This is a genomic window from Burkholderia pyrrocinia, from assembly GCF_018417535.1.
Taxonomy (GTDB): Bacteria; Pseudomonadota; Gammaproteobacteria; order Burkholderiales; family Burkholderiaceae; genus Burkholderia; species Burkholderia pyrrocinia_E.
The window spans coordinates 794842-815695 of the sequence record NZ_CP070977.1 but is presented as its reverse complement, the minus strand read 5'-3'; the positions used below and the strand labels follow the sequence as shown (position 1 = coordinate 815695).

General features: G+C 67.2%; 19 protein-coding genes. 8 read left to right on the top strand and 11 right to left on the bottom strand.

The window, feature by feature from the left end:
• Window positions 1–23: 23 nt before the first annotated feature.
• Entirely contained in the window at window positions 24–1082 is a 1059-nt protein-coding gene (locus JYG32_RS03880; protein WP_213264707.1) for an ATP-NAD kinase family protein, read from the bottom strand.
• A gap of 537 nt (window positions 1083–1619) precedes the next feature.
• Between JYG32_RS03880 and JYG32_RS03875 the strand changes: the two genes are divergently transcribed.
• Complete coding sequence (locus JYG32_RS03875; protein ID WP_213264706.1) at window positions 1620–3536, top strand: sigma-54-dependent Fis family transcriptional regulator; 1917 nt, start codon at window positions 1620–1622, stop codon at window positions 3534–3536.
• A gap of 19 nt (window positions 3537–3555) precedes the next feature.
• Here JYG32_RS03875 and JYG32_RS03870 read toward each other — a convergent pair whose 3' ends face one another.
• Window positions 3556–3990: a carboxymuconolactone decarboxylase family protein gene (locus tag JYG32_RS03870; RefSeq protein ID WP_213264705.1), complete on the bottom strand. Its 435-nt coding sequence runs from the start codon at window positions 3988–3990 to the stop codon at window positions 3556–3558.
• The gene (locus JYG32_RS03865; RefSeq protein WP_174382147.1) at window positions 3974–4435 is read right to left on the bottom strand and encodes a MerR family transcriptional regulator; all 462 of its coding nucleotides are present in this window, start codon (window positions 4433–4435) and stop codon (window positions 3974–3976) included. Before JYG32_RS03865 ends, JYG32_RS03870 begins: the two co-directional genes overlap by 17 nt.
• Window positions 4436–4720: 285 nt before the next feature.
• On the opposite strand from JYG32_RS03865, the gene JYG32_RS03860 reads away from it, so the two are divergent.
• Complete coding sequence (locus JYG32_RS03860; protein ID WP_213264704.1) at window positions 4721–5326, top strand: ComEA family DNA-binding protein; 606 nt, start codon at window positions 4721–4723, stop codon at window positions 5324–5326.
• 88 nt (window positions 5327–5414) lie between these two features.
• Window positions 5415–5852 carry a YidB family protein gene (locus JYG32_RS03855; protein WP_047900861.1) on the top strand — a complete coding sequence of 146 codons (438 nt, stop codon included), beginning with the start codon at window positions 5415–5417 and terminating at the stop codon, window positions 5850–5852.
• 113 nt (window positions 5853–5965) lie between these two features.
• Here the strand turns inward: JYG32_RS03855 and clpB are convergent, their stop codons facing one another.
• Window positions 5966–8563 (bottom strand): ATP-dependent chaperone ClpB, encoded by a 2598-nt coding sequence (gene clpB / locus JYG32_RS03850; protein ID WP_213264703.1) that lies wholly within the window; start codon window positions 8561–8563, stop codon window positions 5966–5968.
• Between the two features lie 139 nt (window positions 8564–8702).
• Entirely contained in the window at window positions 8703–9221 is a 519-nt protein-coding gene (locus JYG32_RS03845; protein WP_213264702.1) for an Rrf2 family transcriptional regulator, read from the bottom strand.
• Between the two features lie 252 nt (window positions 9222–9473).
• Between JYG32_RS03845 and JYG32_RS03840 the strand changes: the two genes are divergently transcribed.
• Window positions 9474–10034, top strand: coding sequence for a group III truncated hemoglobin (locus tag JYG32_RS03840; RefSeq protein ID WP_213264701.1), 561 nt, complete (start codon window positions 9474–9476; stop codon window positions 10032–10034).
• Between the two features lie 66 nt (window positions 10035–10100).
• Here the strand turns inward: JYG32_RS03840 and JYG32_RS03835 are convergent, their stop codons facing one another.
• The 6 genes from JYG32_RS03835 to JYG32_RS03810 all read right to left on the bottom strand — a co-directional run bounded on the left by JYG32_RS03835 (window position 10101) and on the right by JYG32_RS03810 (window position 16695).
• Window positions 10101–10577 carry a molybdenum cofactor biosynthesis protein MoaE gene (locus JYG32_RS03835; RefSeq protein WP_213264700.1) on the bottom strand — a complete coding sequence of 159 codons (477 nt, stop codon included), beginning with the start codon at window positions 10575–10577 and terminating at the stop codon, window positions 10101–10103.
• 225 nt (window positions 10578–10802) lie between these two features.
• Entirely contained in the window at window positions 10803–11060 is a 258-nt protein-coding gene (moaD, locus tag JYG32_RS03830; protein ID WP_011352296.1) for a molybdopterin converting factor subunit 1, read from the bottom strand.
• A 19-nt stretch (window positions 11061–11079) separates the two neighbouring features.
• A complete protein-coding gene (locus tag JYG32_RS03825; RefSeq protein WP_213264699.1) occupies window positions 11080–12327 on the bottom strand; it encodes a molybdopterin molybdotransferase MoeA in 1248 nt (415 codons plus the stop codon).
• 276 nt (window positions 12328–12603) lie between these two features.
• Window positions 12604–14055 carry a threonine synthase gene (gene thrC, locus JYG32_RS03820; protein ID WP_213264698.1) on the bottom strand — a complete coding sequence of 484 codons (1452 nt, stop codon included), beginning with the start codon at window positions 14053–14055 and terminating at the stop codon, window positions 12604–12606.
• 19 nt (window positions 14056–14074) lie between these two features.
• Entirely contained in the window at window positions 14075–15403 is a 1329-nt protein-coding gene (locus JYG32_RS03815; RefSeq protein ID WP_174382155.1) for a homoserine dehydrogenase, read from the bottom strand.
• A 53-nt stretch (window positions 15404–15456) separates the two neighbouring features.
• The gene (locus JYG32_RS03810) at window positions 15457–16695 is read right to left on the bottom strand and encodes a pyridoxal phosphate-dependent aminotransferase (RefSeq protein WP_174382156.1); all 1239 of its coding nucleotides are present in this window, start codon (window positions 16693–16695) and stop codon (window positions 15457–15459) included.
• Window positions 16696–17011: 316 nt separating this feature from the next.
• On the opposite strand from JYG32_RS03810, the gene JYG32_RS03805 reads away from it, so the two are divergent.
• The 4 genes from JYG32_RS03805 to JYG32_RS03790 all read left to right on the top strand — a co-directional run bounded on the left by JYG32_RS03805 (window position 17012) and on the right by JYG32_RS03790 (window position 20853).
• Window positions 17012–17386 (top strand): Mth938-like domain-containing protein, encoded by a 375-nt coding sequence (locus JYG32_RS03805; protein WP_174382157.1) that lies wholly within the window; start codon window positions 17012–17014, stop codon window positions 17384–17386.
• Between the two features lie 123 nt (window positions 17387–17509).
• A complete protein-coding gene (locus JYG32_RS03800) occupies window positions 17510–19186 on the top strand; it encodes a glycosyltransferase family 39 protein (protein WP_213264697.1) in 1677 nt (558 codons plus the stop codon).
• Between the two features lie 13 nt (window positions 19187–19199).
• Window positions 19200–19571 (top strand): SMR family transporter, encoded by a 372-nt coding sequence (locus JYG32_RS03795; protein WP_114177246.1) that lies wholly within the window; start codon window positions 19200–19202, stop codon window positions 19569–19571.
• A gap of 130 nt (window positions 19572–19701) precedes the next feature.
• Window positions 19702–20853: a DegT/DnrJ/EryC1/StrS family aminotransferase gene (locus JYG32_RS03790; protein ID WP_213264696.1), complete on the top strand. Its 1152-nt coding sequence runs from the start codon at window positions 19702–19704 to the stop codon at window positions 20851–20853.
• The last annotated feature ends 1 nt before the right edge of the window (window position 20854 follow it).

The following is a 20854-nucleotide window of genomic DNA, read 5'->3' as shown; positions in this document are numbered from 1 at the left end:
ATGTCGTTCGGAAACCCGGATGCTCAGTCGCGCCACGCGCCGGCGTCGCGCAGCAATTGCCGCGAAGACGCGTAGCGCAGCGTGCGGCCGACGTCGACGGTAAGCGGCCCGCGCCAGTCGAGCGAAATCTCGTAGCGATCGCCGCGCGCAACCTCGATCTCGCGTTCGCCGTCGAACGCGAGCGTGCCGCGCTCGAACGGGATCGTCTGCCACGCGCCCGGTTCGAGCCGCTCGCAACTGCGCATCACGACGCGGTCGACACGGCCCGGCGCAATCGGCGCGACGAGCGGCGTGCCGGCCGTCGTGCCGTCGTCCGCGAAGCGCATTGCGAGCCCGTGCGGCGCGCTGCGTTCGAGCGGCGCCCATGCGCCGCCGAGCGCGGACAAGCCGATACCGTCCGGTTCCGCGAACGTCAGGTAGAGCGAGTCGATGTCGTCGGGCCCGGAAATCGCGCGAGCGCCGATGAAGCGCTGTCGCGCCGCGCACACGTCGACGAGCGCAATCTCCTCGCGCCCCGGCTGTGCGCCTGCCACGCAGCGCACGACGAGCCGCTTGTTGCGCGTGAACGCGACTTCGGCCGGCACGGCGCCGGTCGCGGCGAGTCCTGCCGCGATGCCTGCGACGGTCGCCTCGCGATGTTCGGGAAAGGCGTTATTGGTGCCGGTGGACAGCGCGACGAGCGGCGTCGCGCCGCAATGCGCGGCCACCGCGCGATGGGTGCCGTCGCCGCCGAGCACGACGATCAGCGCGACTTCCATCCGGCGCAGGTACGCGGCGCCGGCCTGTGTGTCGGCAACGGTGTCGGTGATCGGCAGGTCGACGAACTCGACCTCGGGCCAGCGCTCGTGCGACGCGACCGCGCGATGCGTGTCGAGTGCGCGCAGCAGCAGCGTCGCGATGCCCGTCCGGTCGCGCAGCGTCAGCACGCGCTCGACGCCCATCGCGCCGAGGCCGGCCAGCAGGCGCACGATCATGTTCGCCTTCTCCGCCGTCGGAAACACGGATGCATGCGTCGTGAGGCGGCGGATGTCGCGCCCCGATGCGGGGTTCGCGATCACACCGACGGTAACGGGCGTCGTCACGGGTTTGTCTCCATCCGGTGGACCGGCATGGGCGCATTGGCGTCCTCTCCGGTCCTGTCTGTTTCGTCCGCGGCCATCGACGGGCTGCGGATCGTCGTCGCCGACGCGACCGCGCCGGACTTGCCCGTGATCTCTGCAAGCGGCGTGCCACCGTGTGTGCGATGACCGTGAAACCCGCGCGCACGCTGGCGCGGCGGGCATGCACGTGTTTTGAATTCGCGATCGTGACGACGCAGCGCGTGGCGAATTCGTCGGTGCGTCTCACGTCGTCGATGCGACGACGCGATCGTCGTGGCGCCTGCGCAAGCGTGCCGCCTTGCCCGCAAACCCTGCGTTGACGCGGCGTAGCGCATGCCGCGACAAGCCGGACAACCGCCGTGCGCCACGCATGCGGGCGTCTCAATTGCGCGAGACCGGGCAAGAGACGAGTGAGACGAACGTCTCACGCGTACCGCGTGCTGCGTTGCAATGTGATCCGTCGGACCGGATGTGCTACAAGAGCATCGAATTCCCCGCCGTACGGAACCGGAGCCGACCATGCCCTACGCCGTCCCCCAGGCCCAGCACGCCGACCGTGTGCTCGGCGCGCTCGCCGGACGCCTGCCCGCGCCGGCCGATTCCGCGCGCCTCGTGTCGTCGTGGCAACGTTCGCTTGAGCGCTACTGTCTCGACCCCGCTTCGTCGATCGGCCCGCGCGTGTTGACCGCGGCCGAGCTGCGCGAAGTGCGCGACAAGGAGGAGGCCTTCCTGCGCGCGTCGGGCCAATGCCTGACGCGGCTGCACGACATGATCCGCGTCGCCGACTACTGCGTGATGCTGACCGACGCGCACGGCGTGACGATCGACTACCGGATCGATCGCGAGCGCCGCAACGATTTCCGCCATGCGGGGCTGCACATCGGCTCGTGCTGGTCCGAAAGCGAGGAAGGGACGTGCGGCGTCGCGAGCGTGCTGACCGATCTCGCGCCGATCACCGTGCACAAGACCGATCACTTTCGCGCGGCGTTCACGACGCTCACCTGCAGCGCGGCGCCGATCTTCTCGCCGCGCGGCGAACTGATCGGCGTGCTCGACGCGTCGGCCGTGCATTCGCCCGACGGCCGCGACAGCCAGCGCCTCGTCTACCAGCTCGTGCGGCAGAGCGCGGCGTTGATCGAGGACGGCTACTTCGTACACAGCACCGCGCAGCACTGGATCTTGTTCGGGCATCCGAACCGTCACTACGTCGAAGCGCAACCCGAGTGGCTGATCGCGTTCGACGAATGCGGCAATATCGTCGCCGCGAACCGGCAGGCGCGCGACGCGCTGCCGGCACTGCGCGAACCGCGCCATATCGACGAGATCTTCGATGCGACCGAGATGCCGCTGCGCGATGCCGCGCGGCTCGACACGATCGTCGCGCTGCGGCTGCGCGCGACCGGCGCACCGCTCTATGCGCGGCTGCGTGCGCCGCTACGGCGCGCCGGCCGCGAGCCCGGCACGGTATCGCGTCGCGCGGGCACCGCGCCACGCCACGTCGGCGCGCTGACGCCGTTCCTGCACAGCAGCGACGCACACATCGCGCAACAGGCCGAACTCGCGCTGCGTGTCGCGAGCAAGCGCCTGCCGATTCTCGTGCTCGGCGAAACCGGTGCGGGCAAGGAAGTGTTCGCGCGCGCGATCCACGACGCCGGTGCGCGGCGCGCGCGGCCGTTCGTCGCCGTCAACTGCGGTGCGTTGCCGGAAGCGCTGATCGAGAGCGAACTGTTCGGGTATGCGGCCGGCGCGTTCACCGGCGCGCGCAAGCACGGCGCGCGCGGCAAGATCGCGCTCGCCGACGGCGGCACGCTGTTCCTCGACGAAATCGGCGATATGCCGCTTGCGCTGCAGACACGCCTGTTGCGCGTGCTCGCCGACGGCGAGGTCGTGCCGCTCGGCAGCGACACGCCGGTGCGCGTCGATCTCGACGTGATCTGCGCGACGCACCGCGATCTCGCTCGAATGGTGGCCGACGGCACGTTCCGCGAGGACCTGTACTACCGGCTGAGCGGCGCGACGTTCGAACTGCCGCCGCTGCGCGAGCGCGCGGACGTGCGCGACGTGATTGCCGCCGTGTTCGCCGAGGAAGCGCAGGCGACCGGCCACGTGCTCACGCTCGACACGACGCTCGCCGAACAGCTCGCCGCGTACGCGTGGCCCGGCAACGTACGGCAACTGCGCAACGTGCTGCGCTATGCGTGCGCGGTGTGCGACGCCGCGCGCGTGACGCGGCGCGACCTGCCGGCCGACATTGCCGCGCAGCTCGGCGCCGCCCCGGCCGGCGCACTGCCCGACGACGAGCGCGGGCGCATCGTCGCGGCGCTCACCGCGCACCGCTGGCGGCCGGACGCGACCGCGCACGCGCTCGGCATCTCGCGCGCGACGCTGTACCGGCGCATCGCCAAGCACCGGATCGTCGCGCCGCACCGCGCGTGACGCACCGGCGCGACCGCCATCATGCGGCCTGCGCAGCCGCTTCGCTTGCGTTCCCGGCCTCACCGGCCGCTTCGTCATGCCGCGCAAACACCTCGTGCGCGGCGAACAGCGCGTTGAGCGCGGCCGGGAAACCCGCGTAGACGGCCATCTGCATGAACACCTCGACGATCTCGTCGCGCGTGCAGCCGACGTTCAGCGCGGCCTCGATGTGCACCTTCAGTTGCGGCTGCGCGTTGCCGAGCGCGGCCAACGCCGCGATCGTCGCGATCTCGCGCGCTTTCAGGTCGAGCTGCGGCCGGCAGTAGATATCGCCGAAACCGAACTCGACCAACAGTCGCCCGAAGTCCGGCGCGATCGGCGCAAGCGCCGCGATCACGCGTTCGCCCACTTCGCCGTCGATTTCCTTCAGTTTGTTCCAGCCGCGCGTATAACGGTCTTCAATCAGTTGTTCCATTGTGTCCGTCCTGTTCCGATGGAGAGTGAGAAGAGGTCGCCCGCCGTTCCGTATCGCGCTCCTGCGCCTCGTAGTACGCGATCTTGTCGCTGATCGCGTCGAGACTCGCCTGCAGCTCCGCGATATGCGCGCGCACCGCGTCGCGATGCGCAACCAGCAACCTGCGCCGCGCGCCGAACGTCGGCTCGCCTTGCGCGCGCAGCGCCGCGAACTGCTGCATCTGCGCGATCGGCATGCCGGTCGCCTTCAGGCGCATCACGAACGCCAGCCAGTCAAGGTCGGCCGGCGCATAGAGCCGGTGCCCGGCCGCCGTGCGCGAAATTGCGCGCAGCAGGCCGGCCTGCTCGTAATACCGCAACGTATGCGTCGACACGCCCGTCAGCTCGGCGACTTGCCCGATCGTCAGCGGACCGGCGGCGGAAGGTTGGGATACGGTTTTCGACATGGCAGGAACAAGGTTAGGAGTTAGAGTTCACTCTAAGTCAAGCCCTGTCGTACGGCCAGTGCGGCGACAACGCGCGACACCCCCGCGACACCGTAAACAATGGTCAAAATCGCCGCCGGCGCGGGTTTCCGACTTTACAGCGACGCAAGCCTTCTGCAAGATTCGGTCAGCCTGTCTTAAAAAGGGCACGCGTTTGTCCTATGCTTAACGGCGGCGCCCGGCCAGGTCTCGCCCCGCCGTCCGTTGCAACAGCCATTCATCCGTCAGAACCAGGGAGCCTTTGCCATGCTGAAAAAGCTGCTGATGCTGTTCGTCGCGCTATCGCTGTCGCTCGCCGCAGGCTTTGCCGCGGCCGTCGAAGTCAACTCGGCTGACCAGGCCGCGCTCGAATCCGTGAAGGGTCTCGGGCCCGTGAAGTCTAAGGCGATCATCGACGAACGCACCAAGAACGGCCCGTTCAAGGACGCCGACGATCTGGCGAACCGCGTGAAGGGCCTCGGCACGAAATCGGTCGGGCATCTCGAGGAAAACGGCCTGACGATCGGCGGCTCGTCGACCCCGCCGAAGGGCGTGAAGCTGTCGAAGCCGGCCGCAACGACGTCGGCCACTCCGTCGGCAGGCACCGCGCCGACGTCCACGACCGCGACGGCCGGCACGACGGCTGCGGCACCAGCACCGGCCCCGGCGGCAAGCGCACCGGATGCGGCGGCGAAGCCGGCCAAGGCCAAGCGCGCGTCGAAGAAGGAAAAGGCGGCAGCGGCCGCAGCGGCATCCGCCGACGCGGGTGCGAGCGCACCGGCCGCAGCGTCGTCCGCGAAGGCGACGAAGGGTTCGAAGAAAAAGAGCAAGAAGGACAAGGCAGCCTCCGCCGCCGCGGCGTCGGGCGCCTGATATGCGCTGCGCGCGCGATGGCGTGTGCGCGGCATTCGTTCAACGGGCGCCGTCGTCACGGCGCCCTTCTCAGTAAAGGTGAAGAACCATGGGTCTCCTCGACATCGTCGGCGGTCTGATCGGCGGCCAGGCCGGCGGCAACTCGCAAAGCGCGCTCATCACGACCGCGCTCGAATTCATCAACAATCAGCCGGGCGGCCTGAACGGCCTGATCGAGAAGTTCAAGGCAGGCGGCGCCGGCGACATCATCGGCTCGTGGGTCGGCACCGGCCAGAACCAGCCGATCTCGCCGGACGCGCTGCAGAACGTGCTCGGCTCGGACGCGATCGGTGCGCTGGCAAGCAAGTTCGGCGTCGACCCGTCGATGGCATCGACCGTCCTCGCGCAGGTGCTGCCGCACGTCGTCAACCACGCGACGCCGGACGGCGCGGTGCCGGCCGATGGCCAGGCCCAGGTCGACCCGTCGAACGTGCTCGGCTCGCTGTCGCAGCTCGCAGGCATGTTCGGCGGCAACAAGCAGGGCTAAGCGCGCGCCGCACAGCGGTCCGTTCGGCCGCTCCATAAGCAAACACCCCGCCGAGGCGGGGTGTTTGTTTTTGCGCGCCCGGCGCGAACCGGGCGGCGGCCGATGGCCTGCGATCAGTGAACGACGCGGTCGAACACGAACTTGCCGTCGTTGACGTCGACCGGAATCACGTCCTTCGGACCGAAGCGGCCCGCGAGGATGAGCTTCGCGACCGGGTTCTCGATCTCCTGCTGGATCGCGCGCTTCAGCGGCCGCGCACCGAACAGCGGATCGTAGCCGACCTTCGCGATCTGCTCGAGCGCCGCTTCCGACACGTCGAGCGCCATGTCGAGCTTCTCGAGCCGGTCGTGCAGACGCGCAAGCTGGATCCTCGCGATCGACTCGATGTTGCTGCGATCGAGCGCGTGGAACACGACGACGTCGTCGATCCGGTTCAGGAACTCGGGGCGGAAATGCTGCTTCACCTCGAGCCACACCGCGTCCTTGATCTCGTCCTGCGGCGAACCCGTCATGGCCTGGATCACCTGCGAGCCGAGGTTCGACGTCATCACGATCACCGTGTTCTTGAAGTCGACCGTGCGCCCCTGCCCGTCGGTCATGCGACCGTCGTCGAGCACCTGCAGCAGCACGTTGAACACGTCCGGATGCGCCTTCTCGATCTCGTCGAGCAGGATCACGCTATACGGCTTGCGGCGCACGGCTTCCGTCAGGTAGCCGCCTTCCTCGTAGCCGACATAGCCGGGCGGCGCGCCGATCAGCCGCGCGACGCTGTGCTTCTCCATGAACTCGCTCATGTCGATGCGGATCAGGTGCTCTTCCGAATCGAACAGGAACGACGCCAGCGCCTTGCACAGCTCGGTCTTGCCGACACCCGTCGGCCCGAGGAACAGGAACGAGCCGTACGGACGGTTCGGATCGGCGAGACCCGCGCGCGAACGGCGGATCGCGTCGGCCACCGCGCCGATCGCCTCGTGCTGGCCGACCACGCGCTCATGCAGCTTTTCCTCGATGTGCAGCAGCTTCTCGCGTTCGCCCTGCATCATCCGCGACACGGGAATCCCCGTCGAACGCGACACGACTTCCGCGATTTCCTCGGCGCCGACCTGCGTGCGCAGCAGGCGCGGACGCGTCGGGTTGTGCTGCTCCTGCTCTTCGGCCTGCGTGACATGCTTCAGTTGCGCCTCGAGCTGCGGCAGCTTGCCGTACTGCAGCTCGGCAACCTTCTCCAGCTTGCCGTCACGCTGCAGCCGCACGATGTCCGCCCGCACCTTCTCGATCTCTTCCTTGAGCTGCGCGCTGCCCTGCACCGCGGCCTTCTCGGCGGTCCAGATCTCCTCGAGGTCCGCATACTCGCGGCCGAGGCGGTCGATCTCTTCCTCGATCAGTTGCAGGCGCTTCTGCGACGCTTCGTCCTGCTCCTTTTTCACGGCTTCGCGCTCGATCTTCAACTGGATCAGCCGGCGGTCGAGCTTGTCCATCTCTTCGGGCTTCGAATCGATTTCCATCTTGATCTTCGAAGCGGCTTCGTCGATCAGGTCGATCGCCTTGTCGGGCAGGAAGCGGTCGGTGATGTAGCGGTGCGACAGCTCGGCCGCGGCGACGATCGCCGGGTCGGTGATGTCGACGCCGTGGTGCAGTTCGTACTTCTCCTGCAGCCCGCGCAGGATCGCGATCGTCGCCTCGACGCTCGGCTCGTCGACGAGCACCTTCTGGAAGCGGCGCTCGAGCGCGGCGTCCTTCTCGATGTACTTGCGGTATTCGTCGAGCGTGGTCGCGCCGATGCAGTGCAGCTCGCCGCGCGACAGCGCCGGCTTCAGCATGTTGCCCGCATCCATCGCGCCTTCGGCCTTGCCCGCACCGACCATCGTATGGATTTCGTCGATGAAGACGATCGTCTGGCCTTCGTCCTTCGCGATGTCGTTGAGCACGGCCTTCAGGCGCTCCTCGAACTCGCCGCGGTACTTCGCGCCCGCGAGCAGTGCGGCCATGTCGAGCGACAGCACGCGCTTGCCCTTCAGCGTCTCGGGCACTTCGCCGTTGACGATCCGCTGCGCGAGCCCTTCGACGATCGCGGTCTTGCCGACGCCCGGCTCGCCGATCAGCACCGGGTTGTTCTTCGTGCGGCGCTGCAGGATCTGGATCGAACGGCGGATTTCATCGTCGCGGCCGATCACCGGATCGAGCTTGCCCGAACGGGCGCGCTCGGTCAGGTCGACCGTGTACTTCTTCAGCGCCTCGCGCTGGCTTTCGGCGTCCTGGCTATGCACCTGCGAGCCGCCGCGTACTGCAGCGATCGCGGCTTCGAGCGCCTTGCGCGTGAGGCCGTGCTGGCGCGCGAGCTTGCCGGCTTCGCCCTTGTCGTCGGACACGGCGAGCAGGAACATCTCGCTCGCGATGAACGTGTCGTTGAGCTTCTGCGCTTCCTTGTCGGCCTGGTTCAGCAGCCCGGCCAACTCACGGCCGATCTGGATGTCGCCGCCCGTGCCCGTGACTTGCGGCAGGCGCGAGATCACTTCGTTCAGCGCGCCTTGCAGCGCCTGGATGTGAACGCCCGCGCGCGACATCAGCGAGCGGGCGGAACCGTCGTGCTGCGCGACCAGCGCGGCCAGTACGTGAACGGGTTCGATGTATTGATTGTCGCGGCCTGCCGCAAGGCTTTGCGCGTCCGCGAGTGCTTCCTGGAACTTGGTGGTGAGCTTGTCGATTCTCATTTAGTCGAGACCTCCAATTTTCGATTAACACCAAGATGAGGATGGTTATGCGGCTTTCAAGCGAAATTCGGGTTGATTCAGCGCAAAAAATCGCTGGATGGCAATGCCGCAGCCGGGGGGCGGGACGCGGCGCCGCGTGTCAGCCGGCAGTCGATGGCGGCTCGACAGGCTCAGGCGATTCGTCCGGTGACGGCGCGGCGCGCGAGAGCGTGACCGGACGGATGCCGAGCAATGCCATGAGCGGCGACGCGGGTTCGACCAGCTCGCCGAGCGTGTGGCGGTCGAGCTCGGCGAAGAACGCATCGCGCGCGGCCGCCAGCACCCCCTTCAGGCGGCACTGCGGTTCGATCACGCAGCCGCGCGACTCGCTACCGTCGGTCGAAAAGCAGCCGACCAGCGCGAAGTCGCTCTCGGTCGCACGCACGACCTGGCCGACCGTCAGCAGCAGCGATTCCGCGAACAGCCGCAGCCCGCCATTGCGGCCTCGGACCGTGTCGACCCATCCCAGCTCGCCGAGCTGCTGCACGACTTTCATCAGATGGTTCTTCGAGATGCCGTAGGCGTCCGAGATCTCCTGGATCGTCGCGAGCCCCTCGCCCCGCACGGCAAGGTACAGCATCACGCGCAGCGAATAGTCGGTGTAGTCGGTGAGTCTCATGGGCGAATACGGAAAGGATCGATCGTGCCCCGATTACGTGAGTCGAGCCGACCGGAACGCACGCCGGGCCAGCCGGCGGCCCCGTTCCGCGACGGTGGGTTGCCGGGATCGCGTGCGCGCAATAAGATGCGTGGCATCTACACGTTTTTCAGGGGTTGGTGGACGCTATTTTGCGTCAAAATCCTGCCGGCGTCCTGCCTGTCGCCCGCACCGCCGCTCCGCTTTTCGCCCCGATCTTCCGGCCCTTTTGCCATGACCGCCCTGCCCGCCTCGCCCGAAACCGCACCGGCCCGCCCTCGCGATGCCGAGCCGACCGAAGACAACATCCGCGATCTCGTCTACGCGTTCTACGACCGCGTGCGCGCCGATCCGCTGCTCGGGCCCGTGTTCGACGCGAAATTGGCCGGCCGCTGGGGCGACCATCTGCCGAAGATGGTCACGTTCTGGTCGAGCCTCGTGCTCGGCACCAAGGGCTATCGCGGCAACGTGCAGCAGGCGCACCAGCCGCTCGACGGGATCGAGCCGGCCCATTTCAGCCGCTGGCTGTCGCTGTTCCTGAAGACCGTCGACGCGCGCTACGCGCCGCCCGCGGCGATCCGCTTCATGGAACCCGCGCTGCGGATCGCGCAGAGCCTGCAGTTGAGCCGGTTCGGCTGGGACTATCAGATTCCGCCCGAGCAGCAGGCGCTGCTCGATGCGATTGCGCCGCGCCGCCGCGATGCGGGTGACGATCCGCACACGTTGCCGTCGCGCGCCAGCGGCGAGCCGTTTCCGACGAAGATCATCGGGCGCAGTGCCGATCCGGACGCGTAACGCGTACACATCACGCGCGACGATCGCGCACCTGCAGCACATCGCCGCATCGTGCTGACGCCGTGCTCAGCGCGGCGTATTGCCCGATTCGACGCCCCAGCGCGCGAGCGCGGCATCGTCGGTGCTGCGCGCGTCGACCCAGCGCTCGCCGTCCGGCGTCGTTTCCTTCTTCCAGAACGGCGCTTCGGTCTTCAGGTAGTCCATCACGAACTCGCACGACGCGAACGCATCGCCGCGGTGCGCGGCAACCGTCGCCACCATTACGATCTGGTCGAGCGGCAGGAGCTTGCCGACGCGATGCACGATCGCGACGTCGATGCCCGGCCAGCGCCGGCCGGCCTCGGCGGCGATCTTCTCGAGCGCCTTTTCGGTCATCCCCGGATAGTGCTCGAGCTCCATCGCGGCAACCGAATCGCCTTCGTTCAGGTCGCGTACGGTGCCGACGAAGCACGCGAGCGCGCCGATCTTCGGGTTGCGTGCGCGCAATGCTACGACTTCGGCGTTCAGATCGAAGTCGTCGGTCTGGATTCGTATCGTTGCCATCATCTGCCTCTGTCGACCAGAGTTAGCGCTTCAGCGCTTACTCTGGTCTCATGCTTCGCGGTCGACCAGATGTCGACCGGACTTGGCGCTTCAGCGCTTAGTCCGGTCCCATGCAAAGCTGTTAGCGCTTCAGCGCTTACTCTGGTCCCATGCTTCGCGGTCGACCGGAGTTGGCGCTTCAGCACTTATCCAGCCCCATGCTTCACACCCGGTCCCATGCAAAGCTCAACCGCCCGTCACCGGCGGAAAGAACGCGACCTCGCAACCTTCGGTGAGTCGCGTGTCGGGATCGGTCATCTCATGGTTGCATGCCATGCGCAATGCGCGCCCTTCGGCGAGCGTCTCGGCCCATGCACCGCCGCGCACGCGCAGCCACGCACGCACGTCGCCGACGGTCGTGACGCTGTCCGGCACGTCGGCCTGCTCGTCGGCGACGCCCAGCGCTTCTCGTACGCTTGCAAAAAATTTCAGTTGAATCTTCATGGTTAGGGAAACCGTCGCGTTACGACAGCAGTTCGGAAAACGGAATGAAACGCACGGTCTCGCCGGCGCTGATTGCGTGCTGCGGCGGATTGTCGATCAGGCCGTCGCCCCAGACCGTCGACGTCAGCACCGCCGAGCTCTGGTTCGGGAACAGATCGAGGCCGCCGGCCGCATTGACGCGCGCGCGCAGGAATTCGTTGCGCCGGTCGCCCTTGCCTTGCGAAAAATCGGCACGCAGCGACAGCGCGCGCGGCGCGACGTCGCGCACGCCGGACAGGCGCAGCAGGAACGGCCGCACGAACAGCAGGAACGTGACGAAGCTCGATACGGGGTTACCGGGCAGCCCGATGAAGTGCGCATCGGGGCGTTCGTCGCCGCGGCGCACCGCGCCGTAGGCGAGCGGCTTGCCGGGCTTCATTGCGATCTGCCACAGCGCGAGCCGCCCTTCGGACTCGACGGCCGGCTTCACGTGATCCTCGTCGCCGACCGATACGCCGCCGCTCGTCAGGATCACGTCGTGATCGCGCGCGGCCTCGCGCAGCGTGTCGCGCGTCGCGGCGAGCGAGTCGGGCACGATCCCGTAGTCGGTCACGTGGCAGCCGAGCCGCTCCAGCAGCCCGCGCAGCGTGAAGCGGTTCGAGTTGTAGATCGCGCCGGGCTTCAGCGGCTCACCCGGCATCGTCAGCTCGTCGCCGGTGAAGAACACCGCGACGCGAAGCCGCCGCGCGACCGACAGCTGCGCACAGCCGACCGACGCGGCAAGGCCGAGCGCCTGCGGCGTGAGCCGCGTGCCGGCCGGCAGGATCACCGCGCCCTGCCGGATGTCCGCGCCCTGCGCGGTGATCCATTCACCGGCCTTCGGCGTATGCAGGATCTCGACCGCGTCGCCGTCGGCCGATGCCTGCTCCTGCATCACGACGGCGTCGGCGCCAGGCGGCACCGTCGCACCGGTAAAGATCCGCGCAGCCGTACCGGCCGCGAGCGGCGCGGCCGGATGACCGGCCGGAATCCGCTGCGACACCGGTAAACGCCGCTCGCCGTGCAGCAGGTCGCCGACGCGCACCGCATAGCCGTCCATCGCGCTCGTATGCATCGGCGGCACGTCGAGCGGCGAGCTCACGTCGGCAGCCAGCACGCGGCCGAGCGCGTCAAGCGTGGCGACGGTTTCGGTGCCGGTCAGCGGCTTCGCGGCTTCGAGCAGCGCGGCGAGCGCCTCGGCGGTCGACAGCATCGGCGCGCGCGGCGCCGCGGGATTCGGGTTCGACATCGATGGAATCGGGGATCGTTGGCGTCAATATGTCATTGTAGCGACGCCGTCGCGAGGGCGCGCGATATGGCCGACATGCGAAAACTGTGATCGGCGCAAACGCGCGGGTCTGGCACCTGTTTCGCGCGAAGTGCGGCGGCACGCGCGCGGCGGGCTGCCGAACGCCTGCGCATCGCAGCACCACGCCACCAAACGAAACGGCCGGAACCCCGATCCGTTCGACGAATCGGCATTCCGGCCGTCCTGCGCAGCCGGGCCTGCGGGCCCGGCCGTGCGTCATGCGCCCGTATGCGCGGCGATGAAGTCCTTCACCTGCTGCGCGTCGGCCTTCACGACCTCGAAGCGCTGCGGCAGCGCCTCGAGCCCGTCGAATGCGGCCGGCCGCTCGGCTTCGCGATCGAGCGCTTCACGGATCGTCTCGCCGAACTTGATCGGCTGCGCCGTTTCGAGCACGACCATCGGCACGCCCGCGTCGAGATGCTCGCGCGCAACCTTCACGCCGTCGGCCGTGTGCGTATCGATCATCGTGTCGTAGCGCGAGAACACGTCGCGGATCGTCGCGATGCGGTCCGTGTGGCTGCTGCGGCCCGACACGAAGCCGAACTCGGCGACGCGCGCGAAATCGCCGCTCGCCGCGAGATCGAAGCCGCCCTTCTCCTCGACGTCGCGGAACAGTTGCATCACGCGTGCCGGATCGCGGCCGAGCAGGTCGAACACGAAGCGCTCGAAGTTCGACGCCTTCGAGATGTCCATGCTCGGGCTGCTCGTGTGATACGTGTTCTCGGCGCTGCGCACGCGATACGCGCCCGTGCGGAAGAACTCGTCGAGCACGTCGTTCTCGTTGGTCGCGACCACGAGCTTCGCGATCGGCAGCCCCATCATCCGCGCGATGTGGCCCGCGCAGACGTTGCCGAAGTTGCCCGACGGCACCGTGAACGACACGCGCTCGTCGTCGGACTGCGTCGCCGCGAAGTAGCCCTTGAAGTAGTACACGACCTGCGCGACGACGCGCGCCCAGTTGATCGAGTTGACCGTGCCGATCTTCTGCTGCGCCTTGAACGCGTGATCGTTCGACACGGCCTTCACGATGTCCTGGCAGTCGTCGAACACGCCTTCGACCGCGAGGTTGAAGATGTTCGGATCCTGCAGGCTGAACATCTGCGCCGTCTGGAACGCGCTCATCTTCTTGTGCGGCGACAGCATGAACACACGCACGCCGGCCTTGCCGCGCATCGCATATTCGGCCGCGCTGCCCGTGTCGCCCGACGTCGCGCCGAGGATGTTCAGAGCTTCGCCGTGCTTCGCGAGCGTGTACTCGAACAGGTTGCCGAGCAACTGCATCGCCATGTCCTTGAACGCGAGCGTCGGGCCGTTCGACAGTTCGAGCAGCGAGATCGGCACGCCGTTCTCGGTGCCGAGCGTCTTCAGCGGCGTGATGTCGGACGCGTTCTCGCCGTGGCGCGTGTTGCTGTACACGTCGGCCGTATACGTACGACGCGTGATCGCGCGCAGGTCGTCGGCCGGCACGTCGTCGCAGAACTTCGACAGGATCTCGAACGCGAGATCCGCGTACGGCAGCGCGCGCCAGCGCGCGAGCTCGTCGGCCGAAACCTTCGGATACTCGGCCGGCAGGTAGAGCCCGCCGTCCTTCGCGAGGCCGCCGAGCAGGATGTCGGAGAACGTATGGCGCTCGCCGATCCCGGCGCCGCGCGTGGAGATGTAATTCATGTCGTCTTCCTCAGCGCGCTCAGTTCAGCGCTTCCATGCGCAGCTTCGTCACCTTCGACACGACCGTCGCGAGGCTCTCGATCTGCGCGATCGCCGCGTTGACGTTCTTCTCGAGCGTCTCGTGCGTGATCAGGATGATGTCGGTCTCGCCGTTCGCGCCGTCGATCTGCTCCGATTCCTTCTGCAGCAGCGCGTCGATCGAGATGCCCGATTCCGCGAGGATGCGCGTGATGGCGGCGAGCACGCCGGTCTGGTCGGCCACCCGCAGGCGCAGGTAATAGCCGCTCGTGACTTCCTCGATCGGCAAAATCGGCGTGTTCGACAGGCTGTCGGGCTGGAACGCGAGGTGCGGCACGCGATGCTCGGGGTCGGCCGTATGCAGGCGCGTGACATCGACGAGATCCGCGACCACTGCCGACGCGGTCGGCTCCGCGCCCGCGCCCTTGCCGTAGTACAGCGTCGTGCCGACCGCGTCGCCGTGCACGACGACCGCGTTCATCGCACCTTCGACGTTCGCGAGCAGGCGCTTCTCGGGGATCAGCGTCGGGTGCACGCGCAGTTCGATGCCGTTTTCGGCGCGGCGCGTGATGCCGAGCAGCTTGATCCGGTAGCCGAGTTCTTCAGCGTAGCGGATGTCGGTCGCGTCGAGCTTGCTGATGCCCTCGACGTACGCGCGGTCGAACTGCACCGGCACGCCGAACGCGATCGCGCTCATGATCGTCGCCTTGTGCGCGGCGTCGACGCCTTCGATGTCGAAGGTCGGATCGGCTTCCGCGTAACCAAGCTCCTGCGCGGCCTTCAGCGCGGTCGCGAAGTCGAGCCCGCGATCGCGCATTTCCGACAGGATGTAGTTGGTCGTGCCGTTGATGATGCCCGCGATGTACTGGATGCGGTTCGCGGTCAGGCCTTCGCGCAGCGCCTTGATGATCGGGATGCCGCCGGCGACGGCCGCCTCGAACGCGACCATCACGCCCTGCTCGCGCGCGGCCTCGAAGATCTCGGTGCCGTGCACCGCGAGCAGCGCCTTGTTCGCCGTCACGACGTGCTTGCCGTTCGCGATCGCGCGCAGCACGAGCTCGCGCGCGATGCCCGTGCCGCCGATCATCTCGGCAATGATCGCGATCGACGGATCGTCGACGACCGAATTGAAATCGTCGGTGATCTGCGCGGCGCCGGCGTCGCCGCCGAGCGCAGCCTGCGCCTTGGCCGGGTTGCGCACGGCAATGCGCGCCACCTCGATGCCGCGCCCCGCGCGTCGCTTGATTTCTTCCTGGTTGCGGCGCAGCACCGTGAAGGTGCCGCTGCCCACCGTGCCGAAGCCCAACAGGCCAACTTTGATCGGTTCCATGCTGCGTGTGATCGATGAGTAAGAAGTAGTGAGTTCCGTGTGGTCCTGTCCGCTCAGGCCGAATGGCGCTTGCGGTAACCGTCGAGGAAGCGTGCGATCCGGTTGATCGAATCGGTCAGGTCGTCGAGGTTCGGCAGGAAAACCACGCGGAAGTGGTCCGGCGTCGCCCAGTTGAAACCCGTGCCCTGCACGAGCAGTACGCGCTCCTCGAGCAGCAGGTCGAGTATGAACTGCTGGTCGTTCTGGATCGGATAGATTTTCGGATCGAGGCGCGGAAACATGTACAGCGCAGCCTGCGGCTTCACGCAGGTCACACCGGGAATCGACGTAAGCATGTCATACGCGAGTTCGCGCTGCTTGTACAGGCGCCCGCTCGGCACGATCAGCTCGTTGATGCTCTGGTAGCCGCCGAGCGCCGTCTGAATCGCGAACTGCCCCGGCACGTTCGCGCACAGGCGCATCGACGACAGGATGCCGAGCCCTTCGAGGTAGTCCTTCGCGCGCCGGCGGTTGTCGCCGCCGAGGCCCGACACGGCCATCCAGCCCGCGCGGTAGCCGCACGAGCGATAGCTCTTCGACAGGCTGTTGAACGTGACGGTGATCACGTCCTCCGACAGCGCGCCCATCGCCGTGTGCTCGAGGCCGTCGTAGACGATCTTGTCGTAGACCTCGTCGGCGAACACGATCAGCCCGTGCTGGCGCGCGATCTCGATCAGCTCCAGCAGCAATTCGTCGGAATAAAGCGCGCCCGTCGGGTTGTTCGGGTTGATCACGACGATCGCCTTCGTGTTCGGCGTGATCTTGCGGCGGATGTCGTCGAGATCGGGCATCCACGCGTTCTGCTCGTCGCACACGTAGTGCACGGGCGTGCCGCCCGACAGGCTCACCGCCGCCGTCCACAGCGGGTAGTCGGGCGCGGGCAGCAGCACTTCGTCGCCGTCGTTCAGGAGCCCCTGGGTCGCCATCACGATCAGCTCGGACGCGCCGTTGCCGATGTAGATGTCGTCGAGGCCGACGCCCACGACACCCTTTTCCTGCGTGTAGTGCATCACGGCCTTGCGGGCCGAGAACACGCCCTTCGAATCCGAATAGCCCGACGACGTCGGCAGGTTGCGGATCATGTCCTGGATGATCTCGTCCGGCGCGTCGAAACCGAACGGCGCGAGGTTGCCGATGTTCAGCTTGATGATGCGGTGGCCTTCTTCCTCGAGGCGCTTTGCGTGCTCGAGCACCGGGCCACGGATGTCGTAGCAGACGTTGAGCAGCTTGTTCGACTTCTGAATCGGTTTCACGACGACACGGTTCCTGGGTTGGCCTTGCGGCCGGGGGGACGGGATCAAAACTGGAAAGCGGCCGGTCTGTGCGCGCTGTCTAGACTGGGAAAAAGCGGGCGATCGGGCACGACTTGTGGCAGCGCGCGATGCAAGTGCCGCCCGGGGGCGACCAAAAAGTTATAATTTAGCGGATTTTGGCCGACTTTCGCAATGCACCATAGCCGCGCCGGGCCCGCGCCGTCAGGCGTCCCGCGTGCGCAGGCGCGCGAAACCGGCCGCCCGGGCCCCTGCGGCCCTGCGACACATTCCCCCTACGGAACCGCGGAATACCGATTTGAAACTGCACCAGGACACGAGCGGCGCGCTCAACACCGTCACCGGCTACGGCCCCGATTATGTCGACGTCAATCTCGAACGCCATGAAACGAGCGTCATCGTACTGCCCGGCGCGCCGGTCCAGGCATGGCCCGTGTCGTCGTTCGACGCGCTCGCGCCCGAGCATTTCGCGATGCTGCTCGACCCGCCCCCCGAACTCGTGATCTTCGGCAGCGGCGCGCGGCTGCGCTTCCCGCACCCGCGGCTTGTCGCGGCGCTCACGGCCAGGCGGATCGGCGTCGAGACGATGGATTTCCAGGCGGCCTGCCGCACCTACAACATCCTGATGGCCGAGGGCCGCAAAGTCGCTGCCGCGCTCTTAATTGAACGTTAATCCCCGATGCGGTAAAACTCGGGCCGGCGCAGCGGGTCGATCCCCGGATCGGCCCGGCCAGGCCGCCCGCCCCCGGCGCAACCCGCCGGCGGCCCGTCACAACAACCAACAGGCTGAAAATCCATGAACGATACGCCGTCGAGGCTACCGCTCAATCGCATCACGCTCGTCCTCCTGCTCGTCGCGCTCGCGATCGTCTGGTTCGCGCCGCTCGGGCTGCGCCACCTGATCCCGAGCGACGAAGGCCGCTACGCGGAGATGGCGCGCGAGATGTTCGTCACCGGCGACTGGATCACGCCGCGCTACAACGGCTACAAGTACTTCGAGAAGCCGCCGCTGCAGACCTGGCTGAACGCGCTGACGTTCGCGTGGTTCGGCATCGGCGAATGGCAGGCGCGCCTCTACACGGCCATCGCGAGCTTCGCCGGCATCCTGCTCGTTGGCTTCACCGGCGCGCGCCTGTTCAACCCGCTGTCGGGCTTCCTCGCGGCCGTCGTGCTCGCGTGCTCGCCGTACTGGAACCTGATGGGCCATTTCAACGCGCTCGACATGGGGCTCGCGTTCTGGATGGCGCTGTCGCTCTGCTCGCTGCTGCTCGCGCAGCGGCCCGGGCTGCGTCCGGCCGCGGTGCGCGGCTGGATGTGGGCGTGCTGGGCCGCGATGGCGTTCGCGGTGCTGTCGAAGGGCCTCGTCGGCCTGATCCTGCCCGGCGCCGTGCTCGTGCTCTATACGCTGATCGCGCGCGACTGGGCGCTGTGGAAGCGCCTGTACCTGGTCAGCGGTCTCGTGATCTTCTTCGCGATCGTCACGCCGTGGTTCGTGCTCGTCCAGCAGCGCAACCCCGAGTTCTTCAACTTCTTCTTCATCGTCCAGCAGTTCCGCCGGTACCTGACCCCGGACCAGAACCGCCCGGGCCCGCTGTACTACTTCGTACCGGTGCTGCTGGTCGGCTTCCTGCCCTGGCTGTCGGTCGCGTGGCAGAGCATCCGCCATGCACTGCGGATGCCGCGCCAGCCGAACGGCTTCTCGCCGATGCTCGTGCTGCTGATCTGGAGCGCGTTCATCTTCCTGTTCTTCAGCGCGTCGCATTCGAAGCTGATCTCGTACGTGCTGCCGGTCGCGCCGGCGCTCGCGCTGATCATCGGCGCGTACCTGCCGCTGATGTCGGCCGACCGGTTCCGCCGCCACCTGCTCGGCTACCTCGTGTTCGTCGTCGTCGCGGCATTCGGGATCATCTTCCTCGCGTACCTGGGCGACGCCCGCACGCCGAACGCGCTGTACCGCGCGTTCCAGATGTGGCTGTACGCGGGCCTCGCTGTCGCGGCCGCGCTGACGCTCGCGGCCGCGTGGCTGAACCGCCGCGCGGGCGTGGCCGCCGCGATCGCCGCGTTCGGTGCCGCATGGCTCGCGTTCGGCACGATCGGCGGCACCGGGCACGACGAGTTCGGCCGCTACAGCTCGGGCGCGCTGCTCGCGCCCGCCGTGCGCGCTGAACTCGCGAAGCTGCCGCCCGACACGCCGTTCTACTCGATCGAGATGCTCGATCACACCTTCCCGTTCTATATGGGCCACACGACGATCATGGTCCAGCGCCAGGACGAGCTCGCGTTCGGGATCTCGGTCGAGCCGAACAAGTGGATTCCGACCGTCGACGAATGGATCGCGCGCTGGAAACAGGAAACCCATGCGCTCGCGATCATGCCGCCCGGCCAGTACGACACGCTGGTCAAACAAGGCGTGCCGATGCGCGTGATCGCGCGCGACAACCGCCGCGTGATCGTCGAGAAACCGCAATCGTAAGGACGCCCACCGCATGAATCCCGTTTCGTTCGTCTGCATCATCACCGGCGTGATGCTCAACGCCTGTGCGCAGCTTCTGCTGAAAGCCGGCGTCAACGCCGTCGGGCACTTCGAATTCAGCCGCGCGAACATCGTCCCGGTCGGCCTGAAGATCGCGACCCAGTTGCCGATCATCGGCGGTCTCGGCTGCTACGTGCTGAGCGTCGTCGTGTGGATCCTCGGGCTGTCGCGGGTCGACGTGTCGATCGCGTACCCGATGCTGTCGCTCGGCTACGTCGTCAACGCATTCGCGGCGTGGTACCTGTTCGGCGAGGTGCTGTCGGTCCAGCGGCTCATCGGCATCGGCATCATCCTGATCGGGGTGCTCGTGCTCGCGCGAAGCTGAGCATGCCTCGCGGCGTTAAGCGTCTGCCTACAAAAAATCACGGTACGAATCCGCCAACCAGTGTTTAATGCCGGTTTCGGACGGGATTGCCCGACCCTTTTATTACACGCCATTACAGGCCAAAGCGTTCATGAGCCAGACTACCGCTCCGTTTCTGCCGTTCACCCGCCCCGAGATCGATGAGGAAACCATCCAGGGCGTCGTCGAAGTGCTGCGCTCGGGCTGGATCACCACCGGCCCGCAGTGCCAGAAATTCGAAGCGGCGCTGTCCGAATACTGCGGCGCCCGTCCGGTCCGCGCGTTCAACTCGGGCACCTGCACGCTCGAAATCGGCCTGCGCATCGCGGGCGTCGGCGCCGGTGACGAAGTGATCACGAGCCCGGCGTCGTGGGTCTCGACCAGCAACGTGATCCTCGAGACGGGTGCGACACCCGTGTTCGCGGACATCGATCCCGTCACGCGCAACATCGACCTCGACAAGCTCGAGCAGGTGATCACGCCGCGCACGAAGGCGATCATCCCCGTCTACCTGGCCGGCCTGCCGGTCGACATGGATCGCCTGTACGCGATCGCGCGCGCGCACAACCTGCGCGTGATCGAAGATGCGGCACAGGCGCTCGGCTCGACGTGGAACGGCAAGCGCATCGGCGCGATCGGCGACATCGTGTCGTTCAGCTTCCACGCGAACAAGAACCTGACGACGATCGAAGGCGGCGCGCTCGTGCTGAACAACGAGGACGAGGCCACGCTCGCGCAGAAGTACCGGCTGCAAGGCATCACGCGCACGGGCTTCGACGGGATGGATTGCGACGTGCTCGGCGGCAAGTACAACCTGACCGACGTCGCCGCGCGCGTCGGCCTCGGCCAGCTGCCGCACCTCGAGCGCTTCACCGCGCAGCGCCATGCGCTCGCCCGCGCGTATTTCGCCGCGTTCGAAAGCGGCCCGGCCGCGCAGCTCGGCCTCGGCCTGCCGCTCGCCGAATTCGAGCACGGCAACTGGCACATGTTCCTCGTCACGCTGCCGCTCGACCGGCTGACGATCACCCGCGCCGAGTTCATGGCGCAGATGAAGGAACGCGGCATCGGCACCGGGATCCATTACCCGGCCATCCATCTTTTCACGCTGTACCGCGCGCGAGGCTTCAAGGAGGGCATGTTCCCCCACGCCGAACGGTACGGCGCGTCGACCGTCACGCTGCCGCTCTTCACGCAGATGACGGAAGGCGACGTGCGTCGCGTGGTCGACGCCGTCAACCAGATTTGCGAACAATACGGAAAATAAG